We start from the raw sequence: 25,052 nt of genomic DNA on the forward strand, positions 1-25,052 counted from the left end.
GCGGGCGCGGCGGCGTTTCGGCCGGTCGACCTGCGCCACGCCGGCACTCCTACCGGCCATCGCTCGACTCGGGGCGGGCCACCGGTTCAGCGGGCCGCGCTCGGGTAGACCTTCAACGACAGGAACCGCACGGGGAGTTCCACCAAGGCGGTGGGGCCGTGGGCGACCTCGCCCTGGAGCTGCATGGTGTCGCCAGCTTCCAGCAGGTAGCGGTTGGCGCCGTAGCCGTACTCCATGGAACCCTCCAGCATGTACAGCAGCTCGGTGCCCGGGTGCTGGTACAGCGGGAAGACCTCGTCCGCGGTCGAGAGCGTGATGAGCAGCGGCTCGATCTGCCGGTCGGGGCCGCGCAGCGCGCCGAGGCTCCGGTAGCTGCGTCCCTTGCCGCTGCCGGAGTGGATGATCTCGGTCCCCTCGCCGGCGCGCACGATGATGGCGTCGTGCTCCTCGTCGAGCCCCCGGAACAGGGCCGTGATGGGGACGTTCCCGGCTCGGGCGAGGCCGCTGAGGGTGGCGATGCTCGGTGCCGTCCTGCCGTGCTCGATCTTGGAGAGCATGCCGATCGACACTTCGGCCGCCTCGGCGAACTGCGCCATGGTCAGACCGAGGTCCCGGCGGATGGAGCGCACCCGCTCCCCGACCACCGCGCACACCTGCTCGGCGCGGAGCTCGTCGGGCGGCGTCGCCGCGTCCTCGAGAGCTGCAAGAGGCTCGTCCGCCGCACCGGACGCGTGCGCGCCGCCGAGACCGCCGGATTCCGCGGTCATCGCCGCACAGGTCGGGGGCCACGGGCCATCATCGGCGCCCCGCGGTCCGGGCGATCGTCGAGCACTCAGAACAGTTCGAGGTAGGCGTCCACCTCGAACTGCGTCACCTGCTCGTGCCAGCGGCGGAACTCCTCGCGCTTCACCTCCGAGAAGTAGTCCACGTAGTCGCCGCCGGGGGTGGCGCCGAACGCGGCCCGTAGCACGTCGTCGCCCGCCAGGTTCTCGGCCGCGTGCAGCAGCGTCGGCGGCATCGCCACGATGCCCCGTTCGGCGACCTCGGCGAGGCTGAGGGTGTAGAGGTTGTCGAGGTTCGGCTCCCCGGGGTCGGCCCCGGCGTCGATGCCGGCCAGCCCGCAGCCCAGGAGCCCGGTGAACGCCAGGTACGGGTTCGCCGAGCCGTCGAGGGCACGCACCTCGATGCGTCCGGGCTCGGGCACCCTGATCATCTGCGTGCGGTTGTTGCCGCCGTAGGAGACGTAGGCGGGCGCCCACGTGGCACCCGAGTCGGGGGGCCCGACACCCATGCGCTTGTAGGAGTTGACCGTGGGGCACAGGACGGCCACCAGGGCGGTGGCGTGGCGCAGGATCCCCGCGACGAAGCTGTAGGCGAGCGGGCTGAGCCCCAGGCCGCGCGGATCACAGTCGGTCTCGAAGAGAGGCTCGTCGGCCTCGGCCGACCAGAGGCTCATGTGGGCATGCAGGCCGTTGCCGGTCTTGTCGCCGAAGGGCTTGGGCATGAACGTGGCGTGCAGCCCCCGCCGCTGGGCAAGGGTGTGCATCATGAGCCGCAGGATGATGAGGCGATCGGCGGTGGTGAGTGCGTCGGAGTACTCGAAGTTCTGCTCGAACTGCCCGTTGGCGTCCTCGTGGTCGTTGGCGTAGTTGCCCCAGCCCAGGGCGTCCATGTGCCGGGAGACCTCGGTGAGGTGGTCGAGCATGCGGGTGAGGCCCCGGGCGTCGTAGCACGGCAGGTCGCTGAGGTCCCGCTCGTCGGCCACGCGGATCGTCCCGTCGTCGTTGCGGGCCAGCAGGGAGTACTCGGCCTCCACGCCTGCCTTCAGCACGAGGTTCCGCTCGGCGGCCGCCGCCAGCGCCCGCTTGAGGATGACCCGCGGGGCGTACGGCCACGCCTCACCCTCCACCGTGGGGTCGCACTGCACGGCCGCCACGTTGGGCTGCCACGGGAGCACCATGTACGAGTCCGCATCGGGTATGGCCAGGATGTCCGGGTCGGCGGGCGTCTGCCCGATGGGCCCTGCGGCGAACCCGGCGAACCCGGCGCCCTCGGTCATCAACCCCTCCAGGTTGCTGACCGGCACCAGCTTGGCGCAGGGCTTGCCGTGCATCTCCACGAACATGGCGTAGATGAACTCGACGCCGTCGTCGGCGACCCGTGCCCGAATCTCGTCGATCCTGTCGTTGCTCATGTCCAACTCCCTGTGACTCCCTGTCGTTGCCGGGCCCGGCACCCGCCGGGACCGAGCGTACGCAAGCGTCGCGCGCCTCGACGCACGTCGCGCCGGCCTGTCGCCTGCTCGTCTCGACGTGCTCGCCCGCCTCCGCTCTCCTCGGGATCCCGCTCCCTGAGCACCTCGCTGAGGATCAGTATCCGGAGGAAAATTATTTCACTATAATAGTGCAACAGAATCGGTCGTGCGGTGCACGCCCCGGCCGGTCGCTCGGGCCGGATTCGTGAACGGCAGCGGCGCGGAGTTCCGAGGAATCGACAGAGGCAACCATGTGCGGAATCGTCGGGCTGTTCCTGAAAACGCCCCGCCACGAGAACGAATTGGGTCTGCTGGCGGCGCGCATGCTGGAGCAGATGCGCGATCGGGGACTCGACAGCGCCGGCTTCGCCGTCTACTCCGACGACAACGAGGAGCGGGTCAAGATCACGGTCCTGGCCGAAGGCTTCGAGCCGGATTGGGGCACGATCCGCCAAGGGTTGGCCGGCGCCCTCGGCGCCGATGTCTCGCTCGACCGGATCGGTGACCACGCCACCTTCACCACGCGAGGAGACGGAAGGGCGGCGCGCCAGTGGCTCATCGACAACCTGCCCGGGGCCACCGTGTTGAGCTACGGGCACGCCATCGAGCTGTTCAAGGCGGTGGGAGACCCCAGGGGCGTCGCCGAGCGATACGGGCTGGCGCGGCGCCGCGGCACCCACGCCATCGCCCACACGCGCATGGCCACCGAGTCGGCGGTGACCACGAACGGATCGCACCCCTTCTCCACGGGCGCCGACACGTGCCTGGTGCACAACGGCTCGCTCTCGAACTACAACCGGCTCCGCGAGGTGCTCGAGAACAAGGGCGAGACCTTCCAGACCGAGAACGACTCCGAGGTGGCCGCGGGGTATCTGTCGTGGCGCCTGCGGGAGGGTGACACCATCGGCGAGGCGCTCGAGCGAAGCCTCGACGACCTCGACGGCTTCTACACGTTCGCCGTCGGGGTACGCGACGGGTTCGCCGTTCTGCGCGACCCCATCGCCTGCAAACCGGGCGTCATCGCCGAGACCGACGACTGGGTGGCCATGTCGTCGGAGTACCGGGGCATTGCCGTGCTGCCCGGAGCGGCTGACGCCGACATCTGGGAGCCGGCCCCGGCGGTGGTCCACACCTGGAGCCGGGAGCGATCATGACCGGCACCGAACCCGCGACCGCCGCTCTGCTGGACCTCGCCGGCGGCGACCTCCGGTCGGTGAACCGGACCCTGCACGAGGCACGCACGGGCGGATTCACGATCCGCAACCCGCAGGGAGCACACGCCGTGGCCGCCGGCCTGGATGCTCCGCTGGCCGTCACCGTGGAGGGCCACGTCGGCTACTACTGCGCGGGCATGAACAAGCAGGCTCAGGTGACCGTGCACGGCAACGCAGGCCCCGGCCTGGCCGAGAACATCATGTCGGGGACGGTCCGGATCACGGGCAACGCCAGCCAGTCAGCAGGGGCGACCGGCCACGGTGGGCTGGTGGTGATCGAGGGCAACGCCTCAGCCCGCTGCGGCATCTCCATGAAGGGCGTCAGCATCGTGGTGGGCGGCAACGTCGGGCACATGAGCGCCTTCATGGCCCAGGCCGGCGATCTGATCGTGCTCGGCAACGCCGGATCCGACCTCGGCGACTCCATCTACGAAGCCCGGTTGTTCGTGCGCGGCACGGTTGCGAGCCTCGGTGCCGACTGCGTGGCCAAGGAGATGCGTCCCGAGCACCACGAACTCCTGGCCGACACCCTCGCCACCGCCGGCCTCGACGCCAACCCCGCCGACTTCACCCGCTACGGCTCAGCCCGCCGCCTCTACAACTTCAAAATCGACGACGTCGACGCCCTCAGCGCCCCCCCGCGAGCGCAGGATGCCACGAACCCGGCCGCGCGAGAGAGAGCGCTCGTCCAAGACACTTCCGACGACCCGGGAGGGCGGGGGGCGCCGGGGGGCGGCCCCGGCGCGATTTCGCCGGACGCGCCGCCGACAGCCACCGGCGGCCCCCGACCGGACAGCCGGCCGGCCGAGGCAGCGCCGCCCGGGCCGACCGCGACCCAGTGGCACCTGCGCGAGTCCTACACATTCGACCGCAACGCCATCGCCGAGATCCAGCGCGCAGCCAACACCGGCGTCTACCGGATCCGCGGCTGGGGAGCCAAGCGCCCCATCCCCACCTTCGACGACCTGGTCTTCCTGGGCGCCTCGATGTCTCGCTATCCCCTGGAGGGCTACCGCGAGGCGTGCGCCACGAACGTGGTGCTCGGAGCGCGCTTCGCCGCCGAACCCATCGAGTTGGCGATTCCCATCACGATCGCCGGCATGAGCTTCGGGTCGCTGTCGGCCAACGCCAAGGAGGCGCTCGGCCGGGGTGCCAGCGCCGCCGGCACGTCCACCACCAGCGGCGACGGCGGCATGACCGACGAGGAGCGCACGCACTCCGAGACGCTCGTGTACCAGTACCTGCCGTCGCGTTACGGCATGAACCCCGACGATCTGCGCCGAGGCGACGCCATCGAGGTCGTGGTCGGCCAGGGCGCCAAGCCGGGAGGCGGGGGCATGCTGCTGGGCCACAAGATCAGTGCCCGGGTCGCAGACATGCGGACCCTGCCCGAGGGCATCGACCAGCGGTCGGCGTGCCGCCACCCGGACTGGACCGGCCCCGACGATCTGGCCATCAAGATCCTGGAATTGCGCGAGATCACAGGCTGGCGGAAACCCATCTACGTCAAGGTGGGAGCCGCTCGCCCCTATTACGACACCGCCCTGGCGGTGAAGGCGGGAGCTGACGTGGTGGTACTGGACGGCATGCAGGGAGGCACCGCCGCCACCCAGGACGTGTTCATCGAGCACGCGGGCATCCCCACGCTGGCGGCCGTCCCCGAAGCCGTGCGGGCGCTTCAGGAGATGCAGGTGCACCGCACCGGGGTCCAACTCGTCGCCGCCGGTGGCATCCGCTCGGGGGCGGATGTCGCCAAGGCGATCGCGCTGGGGGCAGATGCCGTGTCGATCGGCACCGCAGCACTGATCGCCATCGGCGACAACGATCCGGCCCGCGATGCCGAGTACCGCCGGCTGGGTTCGGCGGCGGGCTTCTGGGAGGACTTCCACACCGGCACCGACCCGGCCGGCATCACCACCCAGGATCCCGATCTCTCCCGCCGACTCGACCCGGTGCTGGCCGGACGGCGACTCGCCAACTACCTGCAGGTGCTGACCCTCGAGGCGCAGACCCTCGCCCGGGCGTGCGGGAAGTCCCATGTGCTGAACCTCGAACCCGAGGATCTCGCGGCCCTCACCGTCGAGGCCGCGGCGATGTCGGGCATCCCCCTCGCCGGCACCGACTGGATCCCCGGCCGCCGCCGGGACTGACGGTCAGGCAGCGCCGCTCAGTGGCCCGAGGGTGGCCAGGGGCTCGTCTCGGGCGCCGGCACCTTGCCGACGGGAACCCCCAGGTCGTCCTGCCAGGCGCGCTTCATGTCGGCGGGCGCGACGGCTTCGCCGGCCAGCACGAGGCGCAAAGAACCCGGCACGCCGCCATCTCGGCTGACGGCCTCGCTGAGTGCCGCGGTCAGTACGGCCCCGTCGGCGGCCAGGATCGTGGCCCCGAGGCGGTCGACCACGTCCAGGCCTCCCTCGGCGGCCCAGTTGTTCATCACCCAGCAGGTGGTGCCGACCGACAGGGCGGGCAGCAGGTTCGCAACTACCTGGTAGCCGCCCGACAGCGGGGTCGGCCCGAGGCTCACGTCATCGGCGCCGATACCCAGGCGCTCAGCGAGAGCACGCGCGGCCCCGCAGGCGGGCTCATGGGAGAGGCACAGCCCTGCCGGCCGACCGGTCTCGTCCGACGTGTAGGAGATGTGGGCGATGTTGCCGTCGTCGGCCACCTCCGCGGGAGGATCCTGGGTGCATCCCAGGATCTCGGTCCAGTCCATCGCCCCTGGCTGTGCGCCGTCGAAGCACACGTAGGTCTCCACGCTGTCCAGCGCCCCGCGGTGCCGGTCGACGGCGTCGAAGTAGTCGTGGGTGTAGATGACGACCTTGGGCCGGCAGTCACCGAAGTAGCGGTCCAACTCGTCGGCCCGGCCGAGGTCCACGAGCGCGGCGACTGCGCCCGCCCGCCACGCCCCGAACATGGCGAGCAGGTAGTCCAGCCCGCTGTGGGCGAAGACGCCGACCCTGTCACCCCGCTCCACGCCGAGCGCCGCCAGCCCGGCGGCCACCCGGTCGGTCGCCTCGGCGGCCTCGGCGTAGCTGAGCGACCGGTCGCGCTTGACCCAGCCCAGCGCCGTCTTGTCGGGATTGCGGGCGGCCCCCTCGGCCAGCAGCTGATGCAGGAGCATCCGGGCATCCTAGACTGCGACCAGCACGCCGGAACCCGTCATCCAGGAGGCCCGGAACCCATGATCATCGTCACCACGCCGACCGTCGAAGGTCACACCATCACCCAGGTGCACGGCCTCGCCACCGGCAGCACCATCCGCGCCAAGGTCATCTTCAAGGACATCGGCGCCAGCCTCAAGAGCGTGGTCGGCGGCGAGTTGGGGAGCTATACGAAGATGATGCAGGAATCCCGGGCGCAGGCCCTCGAACGCCTCGAGGAGGATGCCGCTCGCCTCGGCGCCAACGCCGTGGTCAACATGCGGATCGCCACATCCATGGTCGCCCAGGGATCTGCGGAGATCCTGGCCTACGGCACCGCCGTCACCGTGGAGTAGGCGCAGCCGGCATTACTCGCCGCCCAGGAACATCTCCTTCACGCGACGGTCGAGTTCCTCCGGCGACACGTCCTCGATGTGGGTCGCCACCCCCCAGCGGTGGCCCCAGGGATCCTCGAACTGCCCCGAGCGGTCGCCGTAGAAGTGGTCGGCCACTTCGCGTAGCGGCCTCGCCCCACGGCTGACCGCCTCGGCGAAGGCGGCGTCAGCGTCGGCCACGTACACGCTGATCGTGACCGGCGTGCCGCCGATGGCCTTCGGGCCGACGAAACCCATCTCGGGATACTCGTCGGCCACCATGATCAACGAGTCCCCGATCGCCAGCTCGGCGTGGCCGATCTTCCCTCCGGGCGCCGGGATACGCATGCGCTCGGCGGCACCGAACACTGCGCAGTAGAACGCGATAGCGTCGGCCGCGCCGTCCACGGCCAACGCGGCGCTGACGCGGGGATAGTTGTCGGGGATCGGCTTGACCATCGGCTGCTCCTCGCCGTCGCTGCGTCTCAACCGTCTGAGCCTAGGGCCGCAACCGGCCGTCGCCGAGAGCCCCGCCCAAGACCGGCGTCCTCCGCGACGCGCAGCACCTTGCCGGGCCGAGCCGCAACCGGCCGTCGCCGGGAGCCCCGCCCGAGACCCTCCGGCACCGGATCACTCAGAAGTCCACGACATCGCGTGGAGCGAAGTCGTCCCAGCTCGCGGGGCGCTGCGGTTGCCCCTTGCCCCGGCGAAGGGCTCCGCCGCCCTCGCGGGAACCGCCCAGCACGGCGGCCAGGGCGGTCGTGAGCGGCACGGCGGCCACAAGACCGATGGAACCGCAGAGGGTGCGGGCGATCTCCACGGCTATCAACTCGGAGTTGGCGACCATGCCCCAGGACTGATCGGACACGGCGAACAGCAGCAGCAACGGCATGGCGGCACCCACGTAGGCCAGCAGCAGGGTGTTGATCGTGGAGGCGATATGGGCCCGACCGACGCGCAGGCCGGCGGCGATCAGCTTCGGTGCCCTCATGGTGGGGTCGGCGCGGCGCAACTCCGCCACAGTGGCGGCCTGCGTGATCGTCACGTCGTCCAGGGCGCCGAGCGCCCCGATCATGGCGCCGGCCAGCAGCAGCGACGACAGGTCGATGCCGCCGGAGACGAACGACAGGATCGCCCCCTCCTCGGTGGCGACGCCGGTGAAACGGGCAGCGCCGAAGAACAGAGCCGAGATGCCGAGCGTCAGCCCGAGCGACCCCAGCGTTCCGGCCAGGGCGATCGTGGTCTCGGGCTTCGGCCCGTGCGTCAGGTAGAAGCCGGCGAAGGCGATGATCGAGGCCGCCACGACGGCGACCAGGAGCGGCGCGTGGCCGTCGAGGATCGACGGCGCCACGAATCCCACCAGCACCAGCCCGGTCAGCACCATCGAGACCAGCGACCGCAGGCCCCGGAACCGCCCCAGGACCAGCACGAAGACGGCGAACACCCCCGCCATCACCCACAGCGTGGCCCGGCGGTCCGCGTCGGCGTAGAAGTAGAAGTCCGTGGACGGTTCGTAGCCCACGATGATCCGGTCGCCGGGCGCAGGGTCGGGCACGTAGCCGATCTGTTCGAGGTTGAACTCCGGCAGAGTCACCGGCGTGTGGGCATCCGGGCCGGTCGACGGCACGAGGACGACCGTGCGGCAGTTCTGCGGGTTGTCGGCCGTGGAATACGAGCACGATCCCTCGCGGACCGCCTGGACCTCCGCCGAGATCCGCTCGGAGGTGAGACCCACCTGGCCCGCCCCCTCGGCGACTGCTTCCCGGCCGGCTCCGTCGGGCCAGAGAGAGACGACGCCCACCACCGTCGCTGCCAGCGTCCCGGCCAACAGCACCAGCACCGGGCGCAAGCGCGGGTCACCACCCCCGCTGGCGGGGACGGTGCCTCCGTGCGAATGCGCCGAGGGTTCGTCGGCCAAGGTCACCGCCCTAGTGCTCGCCGCGGCTCACTTCACCGCGGGCCGGTCCGGTGCGAGCGGCCGCGACCAAGCGCGATCTAGTTGACCCGGATCCTGGCCGGTCTCTTGATGGATGCGTTTGCGCTCGAGGCGACGAGTCGGATCGTGTAGTCCCCAGCAGTGACGCCGGTAATGGTGGCCACTGAGCCGGAGACGGTGACCTGCGCTCCACTGGGCACGTTCTCCACGTCGAAACTGGTAGCCCCCGAGAAGTATTGGCTGATGTCCAGCGTCGTCGTCCCGCCGACATTCACCTGGACCGACGGGTTGTTACCCACCAGCACGAGGAAGCCGGTTGCTGTCGAACCTGTCTGGGCGGCCGTCGTGGTCGTGGTCGTGGTCGTGGCCGCTCCCGCCGTGACATTGAAGGCCTGCGCCACGTCATCAATGTTGTTGCTCGCGGTCACGGTGATCGTGGCGGTCCCCACCGCGATTCCGCGCACGTCCGCCCTGCCGCGGGTCGTCATCGACACCTCGGCGATTGCCGGATGGGATGACGCCACCGCCCAGCCCTGGATGACCCCGCCGAAGTAGTGGGTGACGTTCAGCGCAAGGGTCTGCCCGACCTCCACGGTCTGGGCGGGGATCTGACCGGACAGCGTCGGAGCCTCCGTGGCATCCGCCGGGGGCAGCGTGTCGGTGGGAACGGCGTCGGAGTCCGGCGGCGTCGGCGGAAGGTCATCGTCGATCGGCAGCAACTCGTCGGAGTCGTCGGGGGCGGGCGGGGGCGGTGCAGGCGCCGGCGCGGGAGGCGCGGGTGCAGGAGCGGGGGCCGCCGGACGGGTGACCGGCTCGGGTCCGGCCCCGATCCGGGCGGTGAACGTCTGGGTCGCGGTACCACCGGCGCCGAAGGCGGTCACGGTGACGCTGACGGCTCCGTTGCTGACCGGCGCCACGATCAGCATGTCGGGAGCGCGGACGCCCGCCCGCGCCACACCGCTGTCCGAGGACGTGGCGGAATACCCGTCCACCGGACCGCTGAAGTACTCCTGTACGAACACGGCGTGGGCGTAGCCGTCCACGGCGACCGCCAGGTCGGGCATCACGCCTTGCGCCACCGGCGGCGGTCCCGAGGGCGCTGGAGCCGGTGGGGCGGCCGCGGCAGGCGCCGGCGCGGGCGCGGGGGCCGGCGGCGGCTCCACGGGCGGCAAGGGCTCGGGCGCCGGCGGCGGCTCGAACGCCATGGTGGTCGGCACGTCGCTGACCTCCGCCGTGGTGTCGGTGGTCTCCTGGTCGCCGTCGGTCGCTTCCTCGCCGTCCCCGCACTGGCTCAGGAGCAGCGCACCGACCGCCAGGATGGCCATCAGCTTGACGATTCGCGGGGCCCGGCGAGCGGGAACCTGCTTGCGGCGGTCACGGCACCCCTGGCGACCGGATTCATCGGTCGAGCGGGCGCGGCCCACCATTGGTCTTGTTGAGTCCCGGATCACGGCGCCTACGCTACCCGGCCCCGTCGACTCTCCGGGTGATACCTCACAGGGTCGAACACGCTCCCGGCGGAACGGTGGATTCGGGGGTCGGACCCGGCGACGGGCGGCCGTGACGAGCCACCCGGGAGCCCTCTTCCGCGGGACGGGAACCTACGCCGAGCGGCGACTTCGGGTCCAGTTGTCCGCCGCCACCGCCACGAGAATCACGCTGCCCTGGATGAGCCGCTGGATGATCGGGTCTATCTGGTGCAGGTTGAAGCCGTTCAGCATGAAGGCGGTGAAGAAGGCCCCGAACACCGTGCGCCAGACAGCGCCCTCGCCGCCGGCGATCGACGTGCCGCCGACGATGACCGCCGTCAGCACGGCGAAGATGAAGCTGAAGTCGTCGCTCGGCTGCGCCGTGAGCGTCTTGGAGGCCGACAGGGCCCCGGCGAGACCCGCGGCCGCACCGGTGAGCAGGAAAGTCGCCAGCACGATGCCCTCCGCGCGCACACCGGCCAGGCGCGCCGCCTCCGGGTTGCCGCCGGTGGCGAAGACGTGGCGACCGAAGCGGGTCCTCTCCAGCAGCACCCAGAACGCCACCACGACTGCGACGGCGATCCAGGTGGCGTTGGTCACGCCGCCTGACCGTCCCCGGGCCACCTCGGAGAAGCCGCGGTCGGCGATCCTGATGATGCTGCGGTCCGAGAGCAGGAAGCCGACGCCGTAGAACACGAACGACGTCGCCAGTGTGGCGATGAACGAGTTGATGCGCACCCAGGCCACCACGACGCCATTGAGCAGCCCGAAACCCGCACCGATGGCGATCCCGCCGGCGATGGCGGCCACCGCCGAGCCCGACTCGTTGACGATGAGGGCGGTGACGATGGCGGCATTGATGTGGCTCGCCGAGATCGAAATGTCGAAATGGCCGCTGATCAGCGTGAGGGTGAGCGCGGACCCGGCGATCAGCAGCAGAGCCTGCTGGTCCAGCACGTTGCGCAGGTTCACGGCAGTGAGGAACACGTCGCTGGTCTGGCTCAGCAGGATGAAGAGGGCGACGGTGACCCAGACGATGCCGTAGTCCGCGGGCCGCAGCCTCCAGGCCCGCCGGCCGGTGCCGCGCCGCGTGCTCACGCCGCCTGCCCGAAGGCCAGTTCCATGACCTCGGTGCGCGTCGCCGCCGCGCCGTCGAGCTCCCCGACCAGGCGGCCCGCCCGCATCACGAGGATCCGGTGCGCGATGCCCAGCACCTCCTCCAACTCCGACGAGACCACCAGCACCGCCATGCCCTCGGACGCCAGGCCGACCAGAAGGTCGTAGATGCTGCGCTTGGCGCCGACGTCGACGCCCCTGGTGGGCTCGTCGGCCAGGAAGAGGCGCGGGTTCTGCACCAGCCAGCGGGCGAACAGCGACTTCTGCTGGTTCCCGCCAGAGAGTTCCGCCATCGGCGAGGCGATCGTGGCGCCGGTCAGGCCGACCGATTCGGTGACTCGACGTGCTGCGGTCCGCTCGCCGCGCCGGCGGACGAACCCCCCGGGGGCCACGAACCGGCCGAGGTGCGGCAGGGTCACGTTCTCGCGGACCGAGCGCCGCGGCAGGAGCCCCTGGGTCGTGCGTGACTCCGGCACCATCGCCACGCCGCTGCGTACGGCGTGCCGCGGTGCGCGCGGCTCGTAGGGCTCGCCGTCCAGCGTCATCGAGCCGGCCGTGGCCCGGTCCGCGCCGAAAATGCAACGGAGCACGTCGCTGCGGCCGGAGCCGACCAGGCCTGCGAGGGTGACGATCTCGCCGGCTCGCACCTCGAGGCTCACGTCCTGGAACGTCCCCGCCCGGGACAGCCCCCGCACCGCCAGCACGACCGGCGCAGAAGGCGACCGCGCAAGGCGCGGCGGGAAGGCCGCCTCGATCTCCCTGCCGGCGATGCCCTCGATCAGTGACCGCCTCGTCTCGCCCGCGGCGGCGCCGCTGCGGATGACGCGCCCGTCACGCAGGATTGTCACGTCGTCCGCCACCGCCAGCACTTCGTCCAAGAAATGCGACACGTAGACGACCGTGACACCGCGCTCGGCCAGCGAGCGGACCGTGCGACGCAGCGCCACGGCCTGCTCACTGGTCAGTCGCGCGGTCGGCTCGTCCATGACGATGAGTTCGGCGCGCCGAGCCAGCGCGCGCAGGATCTCGACCTTCTGCTGCTCGGCAACCGGCAGCCGGCCCACGACGGCGTCGGGATCGGCCCCAATGCCGTACTCCGCCACCAACCCGGCGAAGCGGTCGGCGGCGGCGCGCACGAACGGTCCGCGGTGCGACTCGATCCCCAGGAACACGTTGTCGAGGACCGAGCGCGACGGCACCAGGGACAGCTCCTGGGCCACCATCGTGATACCCCTGCCCAGTGCCGCCCGCGGGGAGCGGAACGCCGTCTCGGCACCCCCCAGGAGCAATCGCCCGGCGTCGGGCGTCAGGACGCCTGCGAGGATCTTGCCCGCGGTGGACTTGCCGGCGCCGTTCTCGCCGACCAGGGCGTGCACGGTGCCGGCACGGACCGTGATGTCGACGCGGTCGAGAGCGACGGTGCCACCGAACCGCTTGGTGACACCGCGCAGCTCGACATGCGCCTCCGGGGGCAGCTCGACATGCGCCTCCGGGGGCAGCTCGACATGCGCCTCCGGGGGCAACTCGGCATGCGTCTGGGAACTACCGGCTGGAACTATCCCGCCCACTCCGCTTCGAAGTCATCGGCATTGTGCTGGAACATCAGGCCGCCGTGGGGCACCGAGAGTGCCGGGTCGACACCGCCGGTGTCAGTTCCGGCCAGAGCGGCCACCATAGCCTCCATCGCCAGCCGACCCTCGGTGAAGGGAGCCCCGAAGAGCCCGGCGTGCCAGCGTCCGTCCTGCACGGCCTCCACGGCGTAGCTGCTGCCACCGAAACCGATGATCCGCACGTCATCCATGCCGGCCTCGCTGAGCGCGATCTCCGCACCCTGCATGGACTGATCCGCCCCCAGCACAACGTGGATGTCGGACGTCGAGACGATGATGTCCTGCATCGCCGCGAGCCCGATATCGGGGCCGAGGTACTGACCTTCGGCCTCGGCCACCACGTTGACGTTCGAGCCGGCGGTGACGCTGTCCCAGCCCTGGCGGATGGCCTCGTCAAGCGGGACGCCGCGGATCCCGTAGAAGTACACCACGTTGCAGGGATCGAAGTCCGCACAGGTCTCCAGCGTGATCTGACCGATTCGCTCGCCGCGCACGAACGGTGGCTCGAAGACGGCGGCGGCCACGCCGGGCACTTGGGGTTCGACATCGCTGAAGTCCTCGCCGACGACCTGGTTGAGGAACACCATCTCGATCCCGGCGGCCAGAGCGTCCTCGACGTCGGGAATCGACCCGGCTCCGACCAACGAGACAAGGATGATGCCGTCGTAGCGGCCGGTGGCGATGGCGTCCTGGAACTGCTGCTGCTGCATCGCCGCATTGAACTGGGCGTCGAACTCGACGATCTCGATGTTGTTGGCGGCGGCGACCTCCTCCATCGCCGCCTTGGACGCGGCCAGCCAGGTGTTGGCGGAACTGGCGGAGAGATACGCGATCTCGACCGGCTCGGCCGGTGGAGGCGGCGGTTCCGGCGCGGGCGCAGGCGGCTCCGGCGCCGGCGCGGGCGGCTCGGGGGCAGGGGCTGGGGGTTCCGGCGTCGGCGCGGCCTCGGGGGCCGGAGCGGGCGGCTCCGGTGCTGGTTCGGGCGTCGCCGCGGGCGCCGGGGCGGGCGGAGGCGCGGCGGGCTCGGCGTCGGAGTCGCTCCCGCAGGCCGCCGCCACCATGACGGCGGCGAGCAGCGAGAGCGCCAGGATCCGTGTCCGGCGACCTCCCCGACGTGCCTTGCGGTGTCTGCTGTGGATCTCGGCCATAGCTCTCTCCCTCCGGTTGGGCGGCAAGCGGCCGCCGTCACGGGCTAGCGTAGGTTCGGGCTTGTCCTGAGATAGTTGGCTGGTTTGCCCAACGAGCGACGTCTGCTTATGCGGACTGCCCAGTTCGGAGGAATCACGGATGCGTCCGGCCCCGGCTCACCGGTTGATCCGCAGCACCCGGCACGCCAGCTGCAGCGACAGCCGGATCTCCGGGTCGTCGAGGCGGATACCCAGGACGTCGGTCACCCGCCGCACACGGTTGGAGACGGTGTTGCGGTGGACACCGAGCCCCCTCGCCGCGCCGGTCGTCGAACAGCTTGCGTCTAGATACGCCTCCAGCGTCTCCAGCAGGTCACCCTCGGTGTCCATCTCCAGGACCGGCTCGAGGATCGAGCCCGCGTAGCCGGCGAAGTCGTCGGAACTGAACCAGCCCAGCAGGACCCGCTGCACGCCGAGGCGGTCGATGTGTGCCACCCCCGAGGGCTCGTGCGAGCGGGCGTTGGCGATGACCGACGCCTCGGCGGCCTCGATCAGCGAGCGGCGCAGCCCCGCCAACTCCGGGTAGGGACGACCGATGCCCCCGTGGGGCTGTAGCCCGGAGTGGGCGGCGCTGAAGCCGGCGAGCGCCGCGCCCAGGCTTCCCGCCACGAGGCTGTACGACTCCGGCGGGGGCTCCGCCGTGTCGGTCATCCAGCCGCTCCAGCCGTCGTTGCGCTCCACGAGCGGACCTTCGATCCCCGCGGCGGCCAGCCGGTCGCTCATCTCGGCATGCAGGTCGACGATCCGGCCCGGATCCGCGCGTCCCCGCAGCTTGACGTGCAGTCCGGTGTTCCATCCCGAGGCGCTCCAGCCCAACTCCACCAGCTGGCTCCGCAGATCGCGCTCGGGCAGCTCGCCCGCGTGCATGATCTCGTTCAGCACCGCGATGCGCCGACGGGCGTCCCGCTCGGCGCGCACCCGTCCCGAACCCAGCAGCGCGGCCAGATACCACGAACCGATCTGCAGCAGCGACCGCAGGCGCCGCTGCGAGCTACCCGAGCGCAGCGACTCGGCGACCAGCCAGTAACTCACCTGCTCGCCGGGGGCCAGCACGATCGAGGCGCTGTGCAAGGCCGCCCGCGCCGAGTGATCAATGAGGTAGTCCTCCGCACCGGCGAGATGCCGCTCGCCGATCTCGATTCCGGTGCCAGCCACCGGCCTGCGGTCTTGGCCGATCAGGCACACCGGGGTCTGCGCCGCCTCGCCGAGCAGATCCACGAACGCCTCAGGGTCGGCGACGCGCATCTGCCGGAGCGAGGCCAGTAGGCGGTGGACCTCGGCCGCGTGCTCGACGTCGGGCGCCCAGAAATCGGCCCGCAGCCGGTGGGCCAGCTCGATCACGTCCGCGACGGCGACGGTGGCCAGCGGCACGCCGAGCCGGTTCGCCAGGCGCTGCGCGCCGACGTCGATCCCCGGATCGGAGTTCACCAGGATCAATGCCGCCGCCCCGGCCGCGGAGACCGCCCGCAGCGCCACGTCCACCTTGTAGAGGTTGTCGCCGATTCCGGACGCGTCCAGGACGACGGCGGTGCCTCGGTCCGGCGGCGTCAGGGCATCCACGCGGGACCGCAGGACGATGTCGCTCACCGCTGCGTCCAAGCCGCGCTTCCCGCCGATCAGCACTGCCTCGCGCAGCGCGCCGGATGCCAGGACCTGCCGCACAGTGGACGTCGGCGGGTTCACCATCGATCGGAGCGGGGCGGTGCTCTTCGTCCGGTCCCCGCGCCGGCCGATCTCACGCCGGCAGCCGGGCCCGAAGGAATCCGAGCACGTTCCCCGCGGCGATGCGGGCGGCGCGCTCGGGGCCGAACCGGTCTTGGAGCCTCCGGGAGAGCAGGGCGAGATCGGCGGGCCCCTTGAGACCCTCGACGTGCACGATGTCCTCGGGGCGCAGCAGGAGTTGGCGCCCCAGGATGGGGTCCACCTGCTCCAGCAGGTCGGCGATGAAGTCGGCGCCGATCGCCACTGCGCCGTCACCGACGGTCGCCACGGCGTGCTCCACATGGTCGACGTAGCGGTCGAGCGTGGGGGTTCCCGAGGCGGCGACGAAGCGGCCCGTGGCGTTGATGGCGACGAAGCCTCCCGATCCGGCAACGAGCCGCAACTCGGCGTCGGAGAGGTTGCGGGGATGGTCGCACAGTGCCCGGCACGAGGAGTGCGACGCCACGAACGGCTCGGCGGCCACCTCGGCCAGGTGAGCCAGGCCGTGCGCCGACAGGTGGCTCACGTCCACGACCATCCCGAGCCGCTCCATCTCCGCCACGGCCTCGACGCCGAGGGAGGTCAGCCGGCCGCCGGTGTCGGTCTCGCCCACCCCGTCGGCCAGCATCGTCCGGCGGTTCCAGGTCAGCGACGCCAGCCGCACGCCGAGGCGCCACATGGTCTCGAGCATCGCCAGCGACGAGCCCACGGGTTCGGCGCCTTCGAGGGCCAGGAGCAGCGCGATTCGCCCGTCTCCGACGATCTCGTCGATGTCGTCGGCGGTTTCGACAATGCCCACATCGTGGCGGTGCAGTTCCGCGATCTCGCGGGCCAGCTCGAGGATCTCGAGCGTGCGCCGGAGAGCGCCCTCGCCGATGAACTGCTCCTCGGTGAAGATCGGCAGCACCTGGAACACCACGCCGCCGGCCCGCAACCCCGGCAGCCAGTCGTCGCCGAACGGATCGGCCACGCCGCGCTCGCGCCGGTGCCGGCAGGCCAGAAGCAGATCGTTGTGACAGTCGGCGACCCCCGGCGCGGCCGAGCCGTGGAGCGATCCTGGCGGCACCTCAGTGGGGAGAGCCACGGCCGCGCCCCGTTCAGGCCAGCGGGCCCGCCGCCTTGACCATGACCCGACATCCCTGGCCCGGTACGTAGGTCATCGGCACCTCGGTGACGGTGGTGATGCGGACACGATCTGGATCGGCGCCGGAACGCACCGCGGCGTTGGCGGCCAGCTCGCGGGCGTCGTCCAGGCACTCCTCCCGGCTGGAGGCGTCGTAGCTGTAGACGCGGTCCACCGAGCCGGAGGCCTCGGCGATGCCGGCGCCGTAGGCGTTGGCCACCGACTGGTGCCGGGGCCGGATCACCTCCGATACCCCCGGGATCGCGTCGGGAATCAGGTGGGCGCCCCCGCCAACGGCCAGCAGAGGGAGCGGCGCCCGCGTGGACTTCATCCGGTCGCTCATGATCGAGATCTGCTCGTCGACCCAGCCGATGGCCGAGCGCACGAGGCCGCCGTCGACGCTCCGCACCAGTGCAGGATCGCCGAAGCCGGTCATCCGGCCGGCGGCGAGGGAGACGTCCGACAGCGTGAGCACCCCGCCGCCGACGCAGACCGCCTCGCTGGCGACCGCATAGCCGACCGAGTCCGGGCCGATGCGCAGGTCACCGGCTGCGTTGCGCACGATGGTCCCCCCGCCGAGGCCCATGGAGATGAGATCCGGCATGCGGAAGTTGGTCCGCACCCCGCCGACCTCCACCGCCGCGGAGGACTGCCTCGGGAAGCCGCCGACCAGGATGCCGGCGTCCGCGGACGTGCCGCCCACGTCGATGACGACGGCGTCGTTCACGCCGGCCAGAGCACAGGCGCCGCGCATCGAGTTCGTGGGTCCCGACCCCAGGGTCAGGACCGGGTAGCGGCTCGCCTCGGCGGCCATCATCAGGGTGCCGTCGTTCTGGGTGAGGTAGGCGTCGACCTCGAGCCGGCGCTCGGCCAGGGCCTCCTGGAAGCCGCTGATCACACTCGTGGCCACGCTCAGCAACGCGGCGTTCAGGATCGTGGCGTTCTCCCGCTCAAGCAGCCCCAGCGAGCCGATCTCGTGGCTGAGCGAGACCGGGAAGTCGGCGCCCAGTTCTTCGAGCAGCACGTCCCGGGCGCGCATCTCGTGCTCACTCGCGGCCGGACTGAACGCACCCGCCACCGCCACCGAACGGCACTCGGCGCGGACCGCCTCAGCGGCCAGTCGCCGCACCGCCTCGGTGTCCAGCGCGGCGATCTCCCGGCCGTTGTACTCGTGGCCGCCCTCGATGATGGAGGCGGCCCCGACCACCTCGGCGTGGATGTCCTCCGGCCAGGCGGCGCCCGGGCGGAGGCCCAGCGAGGACGGGGCGGCGAGGCGCAGCACGGCCACCCTGTCGAGGCCGCGCCTCTGGATGATGGCGTTGGCGGAGTGCGTCGTGCCGAGCATCGCCTTGGAGACGCGGGCACCGTCCAGATCAACCAGCACCTCGTCGAGGGCGGCCCTGATGCCGTCGATGGGCTCGGGGGTGGTAACGACCTTGACCGCCGCCAGCACCTCGCCGGCCGCATCGATCACGACGGCGTCGGTGTTGGTCCCGCCGACGTCGACGCCGACGCGCAGATCCTGCTGGTTCGCCGCGCTGCTCATCGCGCCCGGCCCGGAAGCTCCACGAAGTCCACGTCGTAGCCGAATACCGGAGGCCCCACGAGTTCGAGCATCCCCGGCCTGTGCCATTCCGGCGCGCACGGCATGCCGATGACAACGACCCGGTTCCCGTAGGCCAGGTACTCCGTCGTGATCGGCTCGAACGTCTCGCAGTCCAGCAGGCAGATGAGGTTGGGGGTGGTGATCACGGCCTCGCCGTCCAGGAAGGCGATGAGGTTCTCGTTCTGCACCTCGATGCGCATGGTGCTGTCGCTGCCGTTCAGGTCCTCGAGGATCGCCGTCGAGCGGGCGAAGCCTTCGGTGGTGCGACGGTCGAGGTCCACGACCTTGCCCCGGAAGAACTCCGCCGAGCCGGAGGCAGCGAGGAAGCGCTCCCAGGATCCCTCCTCGGCTCGCTTGACCGCCTCGAGCAGACCGCCGACCTCACTGCAGTAGGTCAGCGATCCAGCGATGCCGTGCTCGTCGAGCTGGGCGGCGGTCAACGGGTAGCAGCTGATGGCGTTGGCCAGGCCGAGCCTGATCACCGCGGCACGGGCCAGTGACTCGGCCACATGGTTGTCGGTGGTCTTGAAGACGCACTGGTTGCCCTTCTCATCGGCGATCGACAGCGGGCTGGCCGGAACGCCCGCCAGTGTGAGGACCGTCATCTCGATCTGCGGGAAGGCCCGGCGCATGCCATCGGCGTTCACGATGGGCAGCCCCATCTCGGCGGCGGTGGCGATCGGCAGCAGCGTGTTCAGCCCACCCACCTCGATCGACATGATCGCCGCCGGCTCCTTGCCCAGGTAAGAGGCGAGCGCCTTGACCGACCCGACGTACTCGGTGCCCGCGGGGAGCTTCTCGAGGATCACCGTCGGCGCTCCGATCACAGCGGTCGAGAGCACCAGCGCTTCGGGCGGGAGATCGCCGGCATCCACTACCTGCACGGGACCCCAGGTCTCCAGGGCCTGCTGCACCACCAGCTTCGCCACATACGGGTCGCCGCCCCCACCGGCGCCCAGCAGCGTCGCTCCGAGACACAGCGTCTCGATGTCGTCGTGGGTCAGGATGTCCATCGTCAGCGCCAAGTCGCCCTCACCGCGGGTCGACGTTCAGCACCGGCTCGACTGCCGGGACCCACGCCAGCTCCCTCGGGGGCACGGCGTCGTAACCCCCCGCCCGGCTGGTCCGCCACTCGTGGTCGGCGCCGAGAGTGGCCAGGAACTCGGCGTACCGGAGCGGGGCGGTGATGGCGTCGATGACGGGAACCTCGATCTTGCGTTGCACCTCCCGGTAGAAGCCGAACTCGATGGTGCATCCGAGGATGACGGCGTCGGCCCTGTCCTCGGCGACGGCCGCCTCGGCCTCGGCCATGATCCGCTGCTGCGTGAATGCGGGATCGGCCTGGAAATCGTCCACGCTCATCTCCAGCACCCGGAACGACGCCAGGCGGTCGCCGAACCCGTACTTGACGACGTTCTCGTGCATCTCGGGAATCCACTTCTTGCGGCCCACCAGGATGGAGATGCGCTCCCCGACCGTTGAGGCGACGTGCAGGCACGCCTCGGCGGGCGCCGTGACCGCCATCGGCCCCGACAGCTCGCGGGCGCCGCGCAGGAACGGATCGTAGAAGCAGCCGATGACCGCGGCGGCGTAGCGACCGCCCTCCGCCGCCCAGCGGATCACGCCCATCGTGGGGCCGGCCACGACGGCCTCGAGGGCGTTCCACTCCAGGTGCTGCGGCCCGACGCCGGGTAGCGAGCAGACATCGACGCGCGTTCCCGGGGCCGCCTCGGAACGCAACTCGGCGCCGATCGGTGCGTCGTAGGCGTCGGTGCCCACGGGGTTGATCCAGAGAATTCGCGTCATTCCCGACCTCGGGGTGGTGGTGTTGGAGTAGGCCCGACTCTACGGTCGAGCCGCACTGTGCGGGCTAGGCAGATCGCACAGTGACCGGCCTGATGATATGCACGATGCGCTCGAAATATCACTCCCGGCTCGAGTCCCGGACCAACTGGGCCGTCGCCAGGTCGGCGAGGGCGAACCCGGCGGACTTGAACAGCGTGATCTGCTCGGGCCGGGCGCGACCGGGTGACGTCCCGAGACCAGGTCGGCGAGGCCGGCATCACCAGCAACGACCCCTGGGCTCCGTCCGGGAGCGCCAGGGCATGGACATGCCGTTCGGGAGCCAGGGCGCCGGGGTCGCCCAGCACCTCGGCGATGGCCTCCATCAGTTCCGGCCAGGGCGCGGCCGCCCGGACCGCGGCGGCATCGAAGACCTCCACACCCGCAGCCTCGCGCAGAGCGAGCCGCTCACCGTCGCATCCTCCCCGCCCGCCTCGCTGTCGACCGCCGCCGGGGCGTTGGTCTGAGTATCGTCGGCGCGGTCGGGGTGGCGGTGGCCGTGCGCAAGAATGTGACCCGGCGGTCGCGGGCAATACAGTTGGCGCCGCAACACCCGGAGGGAGACCCGCCGTGAGGGAGAAGCACTCGTGAGATACGTCGCACCCACATCGGTGGCGGAGGTGGTGGAACTGCTCGCCGGCGACCCCGACGCCCGCGTCTTCGCAGGAGCCACCGACCTCGTTCCCCAGATGCGCGCCGGGCGGCCGGATCCCAGCGTCGCCATCGACGTCAAGAAGATCGCCCGGCTGATGGACGTGTCGCTCGACGACGGGACGTGGCGGATCGGCGCGGCGGCCCCGACGTCGGACCTGACCGCCAACGCCGCGCTCGCCGCCGACCTGCCCGGCCTCGTCTACGCCGGGGGTCTGATCGGGTCCGACCAGATCCAGAACCGGGCGAGCCTCGGCGGCAATCTCTGCAACGCCTCACCGGCCGCCGACTCCGTGCCGGCCCTCATCGTCAACGGCGCCCGCGCCGTGATCGCCGGGCCCGGCGGCGAGCGCACCGCAGCGGTCGTCGACGTCCCGACAGGTCCCGGGCGGACCTCCCTGGCCGCCGGCGAGTTCGTCGTGGAATTCGAGATCGACCGGCCGCCCCCCCGGACCTCCGACGCCTACCTGCGCCTGATCCCGCGCACCGAGATGGACATCGCCGTCGTCGGCGCCGCGGCGCGCATCGCCCTCGACCCCGACGGCAACTGCACCGATGCGGTGATCGCGTTGGGCGCGGTGGCGCCGACGGTCGTGCTGGTACCGGCGGCCACCGAGGCACTCGTGGGAGGGCCGATCAGCGACGGCGTCCTGGCCACGGTCGCGGCCGCCTGCGCCGACGCCGCCAGCCCCATCGACGACAAGCGCGGCACGATCACCTACCGGCGGCAGGTGGCGGGTGTGCTCGCCAAGCGAGCCGTCCTGGAAGCGGCCGGACGGGCCGGGAACGGAGGTGGGCGGTGAGCCGCACCCATGTGAGCTGCAACATCAACGGCGACGACGTCGAGTTCCTGTGCGACGCCGGTGAGTCCCTGCTGGATGCGCTGCGCGACGAGGTGCGCCTCATGGGCGCCAAGGAGGGCTGCGGCACCGGCGACTGCGGCGCCTGCTCGATCATCATGGACGGCCGGCTGCAGTGTTCGTGCCTCGTCTTCGCCCCCGAGGCCGACGGCGCCACGATCGTCACCGTCGAGGGCATCGCCGCCGGCGACGACCTGCACCCGCTGCAGCAGTGCTTCCTGGAGGGGGCCGCCCTGCAGTGCGGCATCTGCACGCCGGGCTTCCTGGTGGCGGCCAAGGCGCTGCTGGACCACAACCCCGACCCGACCGAGACCGAGGTGCGCTACGGCCTGGCGGGCAACCTGTGCCGCTGCACGGGATACGACAAGATCGTCCGCTCGGTGCTGGCAGCCGCAGCCGTCATGCAGCAGGAGAAGGAGGAGGTGGCGGGATGACCATCACGGAGCAACGACCGACCTACCGCTACGTCGGCACGCGCCCGGTGCGCCACGACGGCCTCGAGAAGGTCGTCGGCAAGGCCCGCTTCGCGGCCGATCTGGTGCTGCCGGGCATGCTGCACGGCCACATCCTGCGCTCGCCGCACGCCCACGCCCGGATCGTCTCCATCGACACTTCGAAGGCCGCGGCCATGCCCGGCGTGCGGGCGATCATCACAGGCGCGGACTTCCCCGACCTCCCCGCCGACGACCCCGAGCGGAACACGACGCGCAACCTCATGGCCCGTGACAAAGTGCTGTACGAGGGCCACGCCGTCGCCGCCGTGGCGGCTTCCACGCGCCGCCAGGCCAGGGACGCGGCAGAGGCCATCGAGGTCACCTACGAGGTACTCCCCCACGTCCTCGACATCCTCGGGGCGATGGCGCCCGATGCGCCACTGCTGCACGACGACATCATCACCACCGGCGTCGACCCCGCACCGAGTGAGCCCTCCAACGTCGCCAACCGCACCTGCTACGAGCGCGGCGACGTGGAGGAGGCGCTCGCCGCAGCCGACGTCGTCGTGGAGGGCGAGTTCATCACCAAGGCGGTCCACCAGGGCTACATCGAGCCGCACGCCTGTGTGGCCGACACGGGCCAGGACGGCAAGACGGTCATCTGGTGCTCCTCGCAGGGGCACTTCCGGGTGCGCTCGCAGACTGCCGCCATGCTGGGCTGGGACACGTCGCGCATCAAGGTGATCCCGGCGGAGATCGGCGGCGGCTTCGGCGGCAAGACCACCATCTACCTGGAGCCGCTGGCCGTGGAACTGTCGGCCCGGGCGGGACGCCCGGTCAAGCTGGTGATGACCCGTGACGAGGTGTTCCGGGCGACCGGCCCGACGCCGGGCTCGGTGATACGGGTCACGCTGGGCGCCACGAACGACGGCAGGATCACCGCGGCCAAGGCCTGGCTGGCCTACGAGAGCGGCGCCTTCCCGGGCCCCTGGGCGATGCTGGGCTGCATGTGCGTCGTGACGCCCTACAACGTGGGAGATTTCCTGATCGAAGGCTTCGAGGTCGTCCTGAACAAGCCCGTGAACGTCGCCTACCGGGCCCCGTCGGCGCCGATGGCCGCCTTCGCCACCGACACACTCGTGGACGAACTGGCTCGGCGCCTGGACATGGACCCCATCGACCTGCGTCTCCTGAACTGTCCCGGCGAGGGCGACCGGGCACCCTACGGCCCGAAGTGGTCCGCGATCGGGCTGCAGGAGTGCCTGGAGGCCATCCGCGACAGCGAGCACTACCGCAGCGAACCGGCGCCCGGCCGCGGACGCGGCGTGGCCAGCGGGTTCTGGTTCAACATCGGCGAGGCGTCCAGCGCCACGGTGAACCTGAACGAGAACGGCACCGCGACCGTCGTGACCGGCAGCCCCGACATTGGCGGCAGCCGGGCCTCCATGGCGCTGATGGCCGCCGAGGAGCTGGGGATCGACGTGCATTCCATCCAGCCGGTGGTGGGTGACACGGAGGTGGTGGGCTTCACCGACGTCACCGAGGGCAGCCGCGCCACGTTCGCCACCGGCATGGCCGTCGTGGAGGCCTGCCGTGACTTGAAGGGCCAGCTTCGGGGACGCGCCGCCCGGATGTGGGAATGCGACGTCGACGAAGTGGAATGGGCTGACGGTCAGGCCACGCACAGCGGCGGCGAGCACGATCCGCTGGCGCTGGCCGCCATCACCGCCGAGGCGGGCCGCACCGGCGGGCCCCTTGGAGCCACCGCCTCGCTCAACGCCCGGGGCGCCGGTCCCGCTTTCTCGGCACAGGTGACCGACGTATCGGTCGACGACGAGACCGGCCGGGTGACCGTGGAGCGCTACACGACCGCTCAGGACGCCGGTACCGCCATCCACCCCGACTACGTCGAGGGCCAGATGCAGGGCGGCGTGGTACAGGGCATCGGCTGGGCCCTGAACGAGGAGTACATCCACGACGCCGACGGCGTCATGGAGAACCCCGGATTCCTGGACTACCGCATCCCTGTGGCGTCGGACCTGCCGATGATCGAGACCATCATCGTGGAGGTGCCCAACCCGAACCACCCGTACGGCGTGCGCGGTGTGGGCGAGGTCGGCATCGTGCCACCGATACCGGCCCTCGCCAACGCCATCCACGACGCCGTCGGCGTGCGCATCCGCGAGCTCCCGATGTCGCCGCCGCGGGTGCTAGCGGCGATCACCTCCGGCAACGGCGACGGGGGCTGATGGCGCACGTCCACTTCAGCTCCAACCAGCGCCGTCTCACCGGCGGCGTGGCGCAGGCGGAGGTGGAGGCCGCCACGGTGCGGGAACTGCTGCGCAAGCTGGAGGAGATGTTCCCGGGGATCCGGGCACACCTCGACGCCACCTCCGCCACGGCGATCGCAATCGACGGCGACATCATCCCCGACCCGGTGTACGAACCGGTTCCGCCCGACGCCGAGGTGCACTTCATCACACCGCTCGCCGGCGGCTGAGGAGGGCTCCCCTCGCGGTCGCCCGGTCGGGGGCG

The 25,052-nt window shown here is 71.0% G+C and carries 22 protein-coding genes and 2 pseudogenes; 9 read left to right on the plus strand and 15 right to left on the minus strand.

All coding sequences use genetic code 11. The annotated features are described in order from the left end of the window. Positions 1–86: 86 nt before the first annotated feature. Both OXG55_01665 and glnT read right to left on the minus strand, forming a co-directional pair. The gene (locus OXG55_01665; GenBank protein MCY4101964.1) at positions 87–767 is read right to left on the minus strand and encodes an XRE family transcriptional regulator; all 681 of its coding nucleotides are present in this window, start codon (positions 765–767) and stop codon (positions 87–89) included. 65 nt (positions 768–832) lie between these two features. Beyond that, complete coding sequence (gene glnT / locus OXG55_01670) at positions 833–2,194, minus strand: type III glutamate--ammonia ligase (protein MCY4101965.1); 1,362 nt, start codon at positions 2,192–2,194, stop codon at positions 833–835. A gap of 311 nt (positions 2,195–2,505) precedes the next feature. Here glnT and OXG55_01675 point away from each other — a divergent pair, with 311 nt between their 5' ends. The 3 genes and pseudogenes from OXG55_01675 to OXG55_01685 all read left to right on the plus strand — a co-directional run bounded on the left by OXG55_01675 (position 2,506) and on the right by OXG55_01685 (position 5,618). Continuing rightward, positions 2,506–3,408 carry a glutamine amidotransferase family protein gene (locus tag OXG55_01675; GenBank protein MCY4101966.1) on the plus strand — a complete coding sequence of 301 codons (903 nt, stop codon included), beginning with the start codon at positions 2,506–2,508 and terminating at the stop codon, positions 3,406–3,408. Further along, positions 3,405–3,926 (plus strand): annotated as a pseudogene (locus OXG55_01680) (glutamate synthase). The gene OXG55_01675 and the pseudogene OXG55_01680 overlap by 4 nt, the downstream one beginning before the upstream one ends. A gap of 387 nt (positions 3,927–4,313) precedes the next feature. Beyond that, a complete protein-coding gene (locus tag OXG55_01685; protein MCY4101967.1) occupies positions 4,314–5,618 on the plus strand; it encodes an FMN-binding glutamate synthase family protein in 1,305 nt (434 codons plus the stop codon). 17 nt (positions 5,619–5,635) lie between these two features. Here OXG55_01685 and OXG55_01690 read toward each other — a convergent pair whose 3' ends face one another. Beyond that, positions 5,636–6,589, minus strand: a complete 954-nt coding sequence (locus tag OXG55_01690; protein MCY4101968.1) for an AMP-binding protein — start codon at positions 6,587–6,589, stop codon at positions 5,636–5,638. Positions 6,590–6,649: 60 nt separating this feature from the next. Between OXG55_01690 and OXG55_01695 the strand changes: the two genes are divergently transcribed. Next, positions 6,650–6,964, plus strand: coding sequence for a YbjQ family protein (locus tag OXG55_01695; GenBank protein MCY4101969.1), 315 nt, complete (start codon positions 6,650–6,652; stop codon positions 6,962–6,964). Between the two features lie 12 nt (positions 6,965–6,976). On the opposite strand, the gene OXG55_01700 is transcribed toward OXG55_01695, so the two are convergent. The 12 genes and pseudogenes from OXG55_01700 to OXG55_01755 all read right to left on the minus strand — a co-directional run bounded on the left by OXG55_01700 (position 6,977) and on the right by OXG55_01755 (position 20,756). Beyond that, complete coding sequence (locus OXG55_01700) at positions 6,977–7,441, minus strand: VOC family protein (GenBank protein ID MCY4101970.1); 465 nt, start codon at positions 7,439–7,441, stop codon at positions 6,977–6,979. 175 nt (positions 7,442–7,616) lie between these two features. Continuing rightward, entirely contained in the window at positions 7,617–8,900 is a 1,284-nt protein-coding gene (locus OXG55_01705; GenBank protein ID MCY4101971.1) for a YibE/F family protein, read from the minus strand. 77 nt (positions 8,901–8,977) lie between these two features. Next, positions 8,978–10,243 carry a hypothetical protein gene (locus tag OXG55_01710; GenBank protein ID MCY4101972.1) on the minus strand — a complete coding sequence of 422 codons (1,266 nt, stop codon included), beginning with the start codon at positions 10,241–10,243 and terminating at the stop codon, positions 8,978–8,980. A gap of 276 nt (positions 10,244–10,519) precedes the next feature. Continuing rightward, positions 10,520–11,485, minus strand: a complete 966-nt coding sequence (locus OXG55_01715) for an ABC transporter permease (protein ID MCY4101973.1) — start codon at positions 11,483–11,485, stop codon at positions 10,520–10,522. Further along, positions 11,482–13,026, minus strand: coding sequence for a sugar ABC transporter ATP-binding protein (locus OXG55_01720; protein MCY4101974.1), 1,545 nt, complete (start codon positions 13,024–13,026; stop codon positions 11,482–11,484). The genes OXG55_01715 and OXG55_01720 overlap by 4 nt, the downstream gene beginning before the upstream one ends. Before the next feature lie 32 nt (positions 13,027–13,058). Then, positions 13,059–14,261, minus strand: a complete 1,203-nt coding sequence (locus OXG55_01725; protein ID MCY4101975.1) for a sugar ABC transporter substrate-binding protein — start codon at positions 14,259–14,261, stop codon at positions 13,059–13,061. A 156-nt stretch (positions 14,262–14,417) separates the two neighbouring features. Beyond that, positions 14,418–15,167 carry a helix-turn-helix domain-containing protein gene (locus OXG55_01730; protein ID MCY4101976.1) on the minus strand — a complete coding sequence of 250 codons (750 nt, stop codon included), beginning with the start codon at positions 15,165–15,167 and terminating at the stop codon, positions 14,418–14,420. An 868-nt stretch (positions 15,168–16,035) separates the two neighbouring features. Continuing rightward, complete coding sequence (locus tag OXG55_01735; protein ID MCY4101977.1) at positions 16,036–17,085, minus strand: membrane dipeptidase; 1,050 nt, start codon at positions 17,083–17,085, stop codon at positions 16,036–16,038. A 13-nt stretch (positions 17,086–17,098) separates the two neighbouring features. Then, the gene (locus OXG55_01740) at positions 17,099–18,670 is read right to left on the minus strand and encodes a hydantoinase/oxoprolinase family protein (GenBank protein ID MCY4101978.1); all 1,572 of its coding nucleotides are present in this window, start codon (positions 18,668–18,670) and stop codon (positions 17,099–17,101) included. Then, positions 18,667–19,755 carry a DUF917 domain-containing protein gene (locus OXG55_01745; protein ID MCY4101979.1) on the minus strand — a complete coding sequence of 363 codons (1,089 nt, stop codon included), beginning with the start codon at positions 19,753–19,755 and terminating at the stop codon, positions 18,667–18,669. The genes OXG55_01740 and OXG55_01745 overlap by 4 nt, the downstream gene beginning before the upstream one ends. Positions 19,756–19,762: 7 nt before the next feature. Beyond that, on the minus strand, positions 19,763–20,536 hold the full coding sequence (locus OXG55_01750) for an aspartate/glutamate racemase family protein (GenBank protein MCY4101980.1): 774 nt from the start codon (positions 20,534–20,536) through the stop codon (positions 19,763–19,765). Positions 20,537–20,654: 118 nt separating this feature from the next. Further along, positions 20,655–20,756: pseudogene (locus OXG55_01755) on the minus strand (ornithine cyclodeaminase family protein). 79 nt (positions 20,757–20,835) lie between these two features. Here OXG55_01755 and OXG55_01760 point away from each other — a divergent pair. The 5 genes from OXG55_01760 (at position 20,836) to OXG55_01780 (ending at position 25,017) form a co-directional block, all read left to right on the plus strand. Further along, on the plus strand, positions 20,836–21,039 hold the full coding sequence (locus OXG55_01760; GenBank protein ID MCY4101981.1) for a hypothetical protein: 204 nt from the start codon (positions 20,836–20,838) through the stop codon (positions 21,037–21,039). 120 nt (positions 21,040–21,159) lie between these two features. Next, positions 21,160–22,026, plus strand: a complete 867-nt coding sequence (locus OXG55_01765) for a xanthine dehydrogenase family protein subunit M (GenBank protein ID MCY4101982.1) — start codon at positions 21,160–21,162, stop codon at positions 22,024–22,026. After that, complete coding sequence (locus tag OXG55_01770) at positions 22,023–22,517, plus strand: (2Fe-2S)-binding protein (GenBank protein MCY4101983.1); 495 nt, start codon at positions 22,023–22,025, stop codon at positions 22,515–22,517. Before OXG55_01765 ends, OXG55_01770 begins: the two co-directional genes overlap by 4 nt. Continuing rightward, positions 22,514–24,766, plus strand: coding sequence for a xanthine dehydrogenase family protein molybdopterin-binding subunit (locus OXG55_01775; protein MCY4101984.1), 2,253 nt, complete (start codon positions 22,514–22,516; stop codon positions 24,764–24,766). Before OXG55_01770 ends, OXG55_01775 begins: the two co-directional genes overlap by 4 nt. Beyond that, positions 24,766–25,017: a MoaD/ThiS family protein gene (locus tag OXG55_01780; GenBank protein MCY4101985.1), complete on the plus strand. Its 252-nt coding sequence runs from the start codon at positions 24,766–24,768 to the stop codon at positions 25,015–25,017. Before OXG55_01775 ends, OXG55_01780 begins: the two co-directional genes overlap by 1 nt. The last annotated feature ends 35 nt before the right edge of the window (positions 25,018–25,052 follow it).

This window comes from bacterium (genome assembly GCA_026708055.1).
Classification (GTDB): domain Bacteria; phylum Actinomycetota; class Acidimicrobiia; order Acidimicrobiales; family CATQHL01; genus VXNF01.

What these genes read in the sequence shown, in the direction of transcription:
- OXG55_01665 (MCY4101964.1), bottom strand. Translation starts at nt 767, where the DNA reads ATGACCGCGGAATCCGGCGGTCTCGGCGGCGCGCACGCGTCCGGTGCG.
- glnT (MCY4101965.1), bottom strand. Translation starts at nt 2,194, where the DNA reads ATGAGCAACGACAGGATCGACGAGATTCGGGCACGGGTCGCCGACGAC.
- OXG55_01675 (MCY4101966.1), top strand. Translation starts at nt 2,506, where the DNA reads ATGTGCGGAATCGTCGGGCTGTTCCTGAAAACGCCCCGCCACGAGAAC.
- OXG55_01690 (MCY4101968.1), bottom strand. Translation starts at nt 6,589, where the DNA reads ATGCTCCTGCATCAGCTGCTGGCCGAGGGGGCCGCCCGCAATCCCGAC.
- OXG55_01695 (MCY4101969.1), top strand. Translation starts at nt 6,650, where the DNA reads ATGATCATCGTCACCACGCCGACCGTCGAAGGTCACACCATCACCCAG.
- OXG55_01700 (MCY4101970.1), bottom strand. Translation starts at nt 7,441, where the DNA reads ATGGTCAAGCCGATCCCCGACAACTATCCCCGCGTCAGCGCCGCGTTG.
- OXG55_01710 (MCY4101972.1), bottom strand. Translation starts at nt 10,243, where the DNA reads ATGGCCATCCTGGCGGTCGGTGCGCTGCTCCTGAGCCAGTGCGGGGAC.
- OXG55_01725 (MCY4101975.1), bottom strand. Translation starts at nt 14,261, where the DNA reads ATGGCCGAGATCCACAGCAGACACCGCAAGGCACGTCGGGGAGGTCGC.
- OXG55_01730 (MCY4101976.1), bottom strand. Translation starts at nt 15,167, where the DNA reads ATGCACGCGGGCGAGCTGCCCGAGCGCGATCTGCGGAGCCAGCTGGTG.
- OXG55_01740 (MCY4101978.1), bottom strand. Translation starts at nt 18,670, where the DNA reads ATGAGCAGCGCGGCGAACCAGCAGGATCTGCGCGTCGGCGTCGACGTC.
- OXG55_01750 (MCY4101980.1), bottom strand. Translation starts at nt 20,536, where the DNA reads ATGACGCGAATTCTCTGGATCAACCCCGTGGGCACCGACGCCTACGAC.
- OXG55_01760 (MCY4101981.1), top strand. Translation starts at nt 20,836, where the DNA reads ATGGACATGCCGTTCGGGAGCCAGGGCGCCGGGGTCGCCCAGCACCTC.
- OXG55_01775 (MCY4101984.1), top strand. Translation starts at nt 22,514, where the DNA reads ATGACCATCACGGAGCAACGACCGACCTACCGCTACGTCGGCACGCGC.
- OXG55_01780 (MCY4101985.1), top strand. Translation starts at nt 24,766, where the DNA reads ATGGCGCACGTCCACTTCAGCTCCAACCAGCGCCGTCTCACCGGCGGC.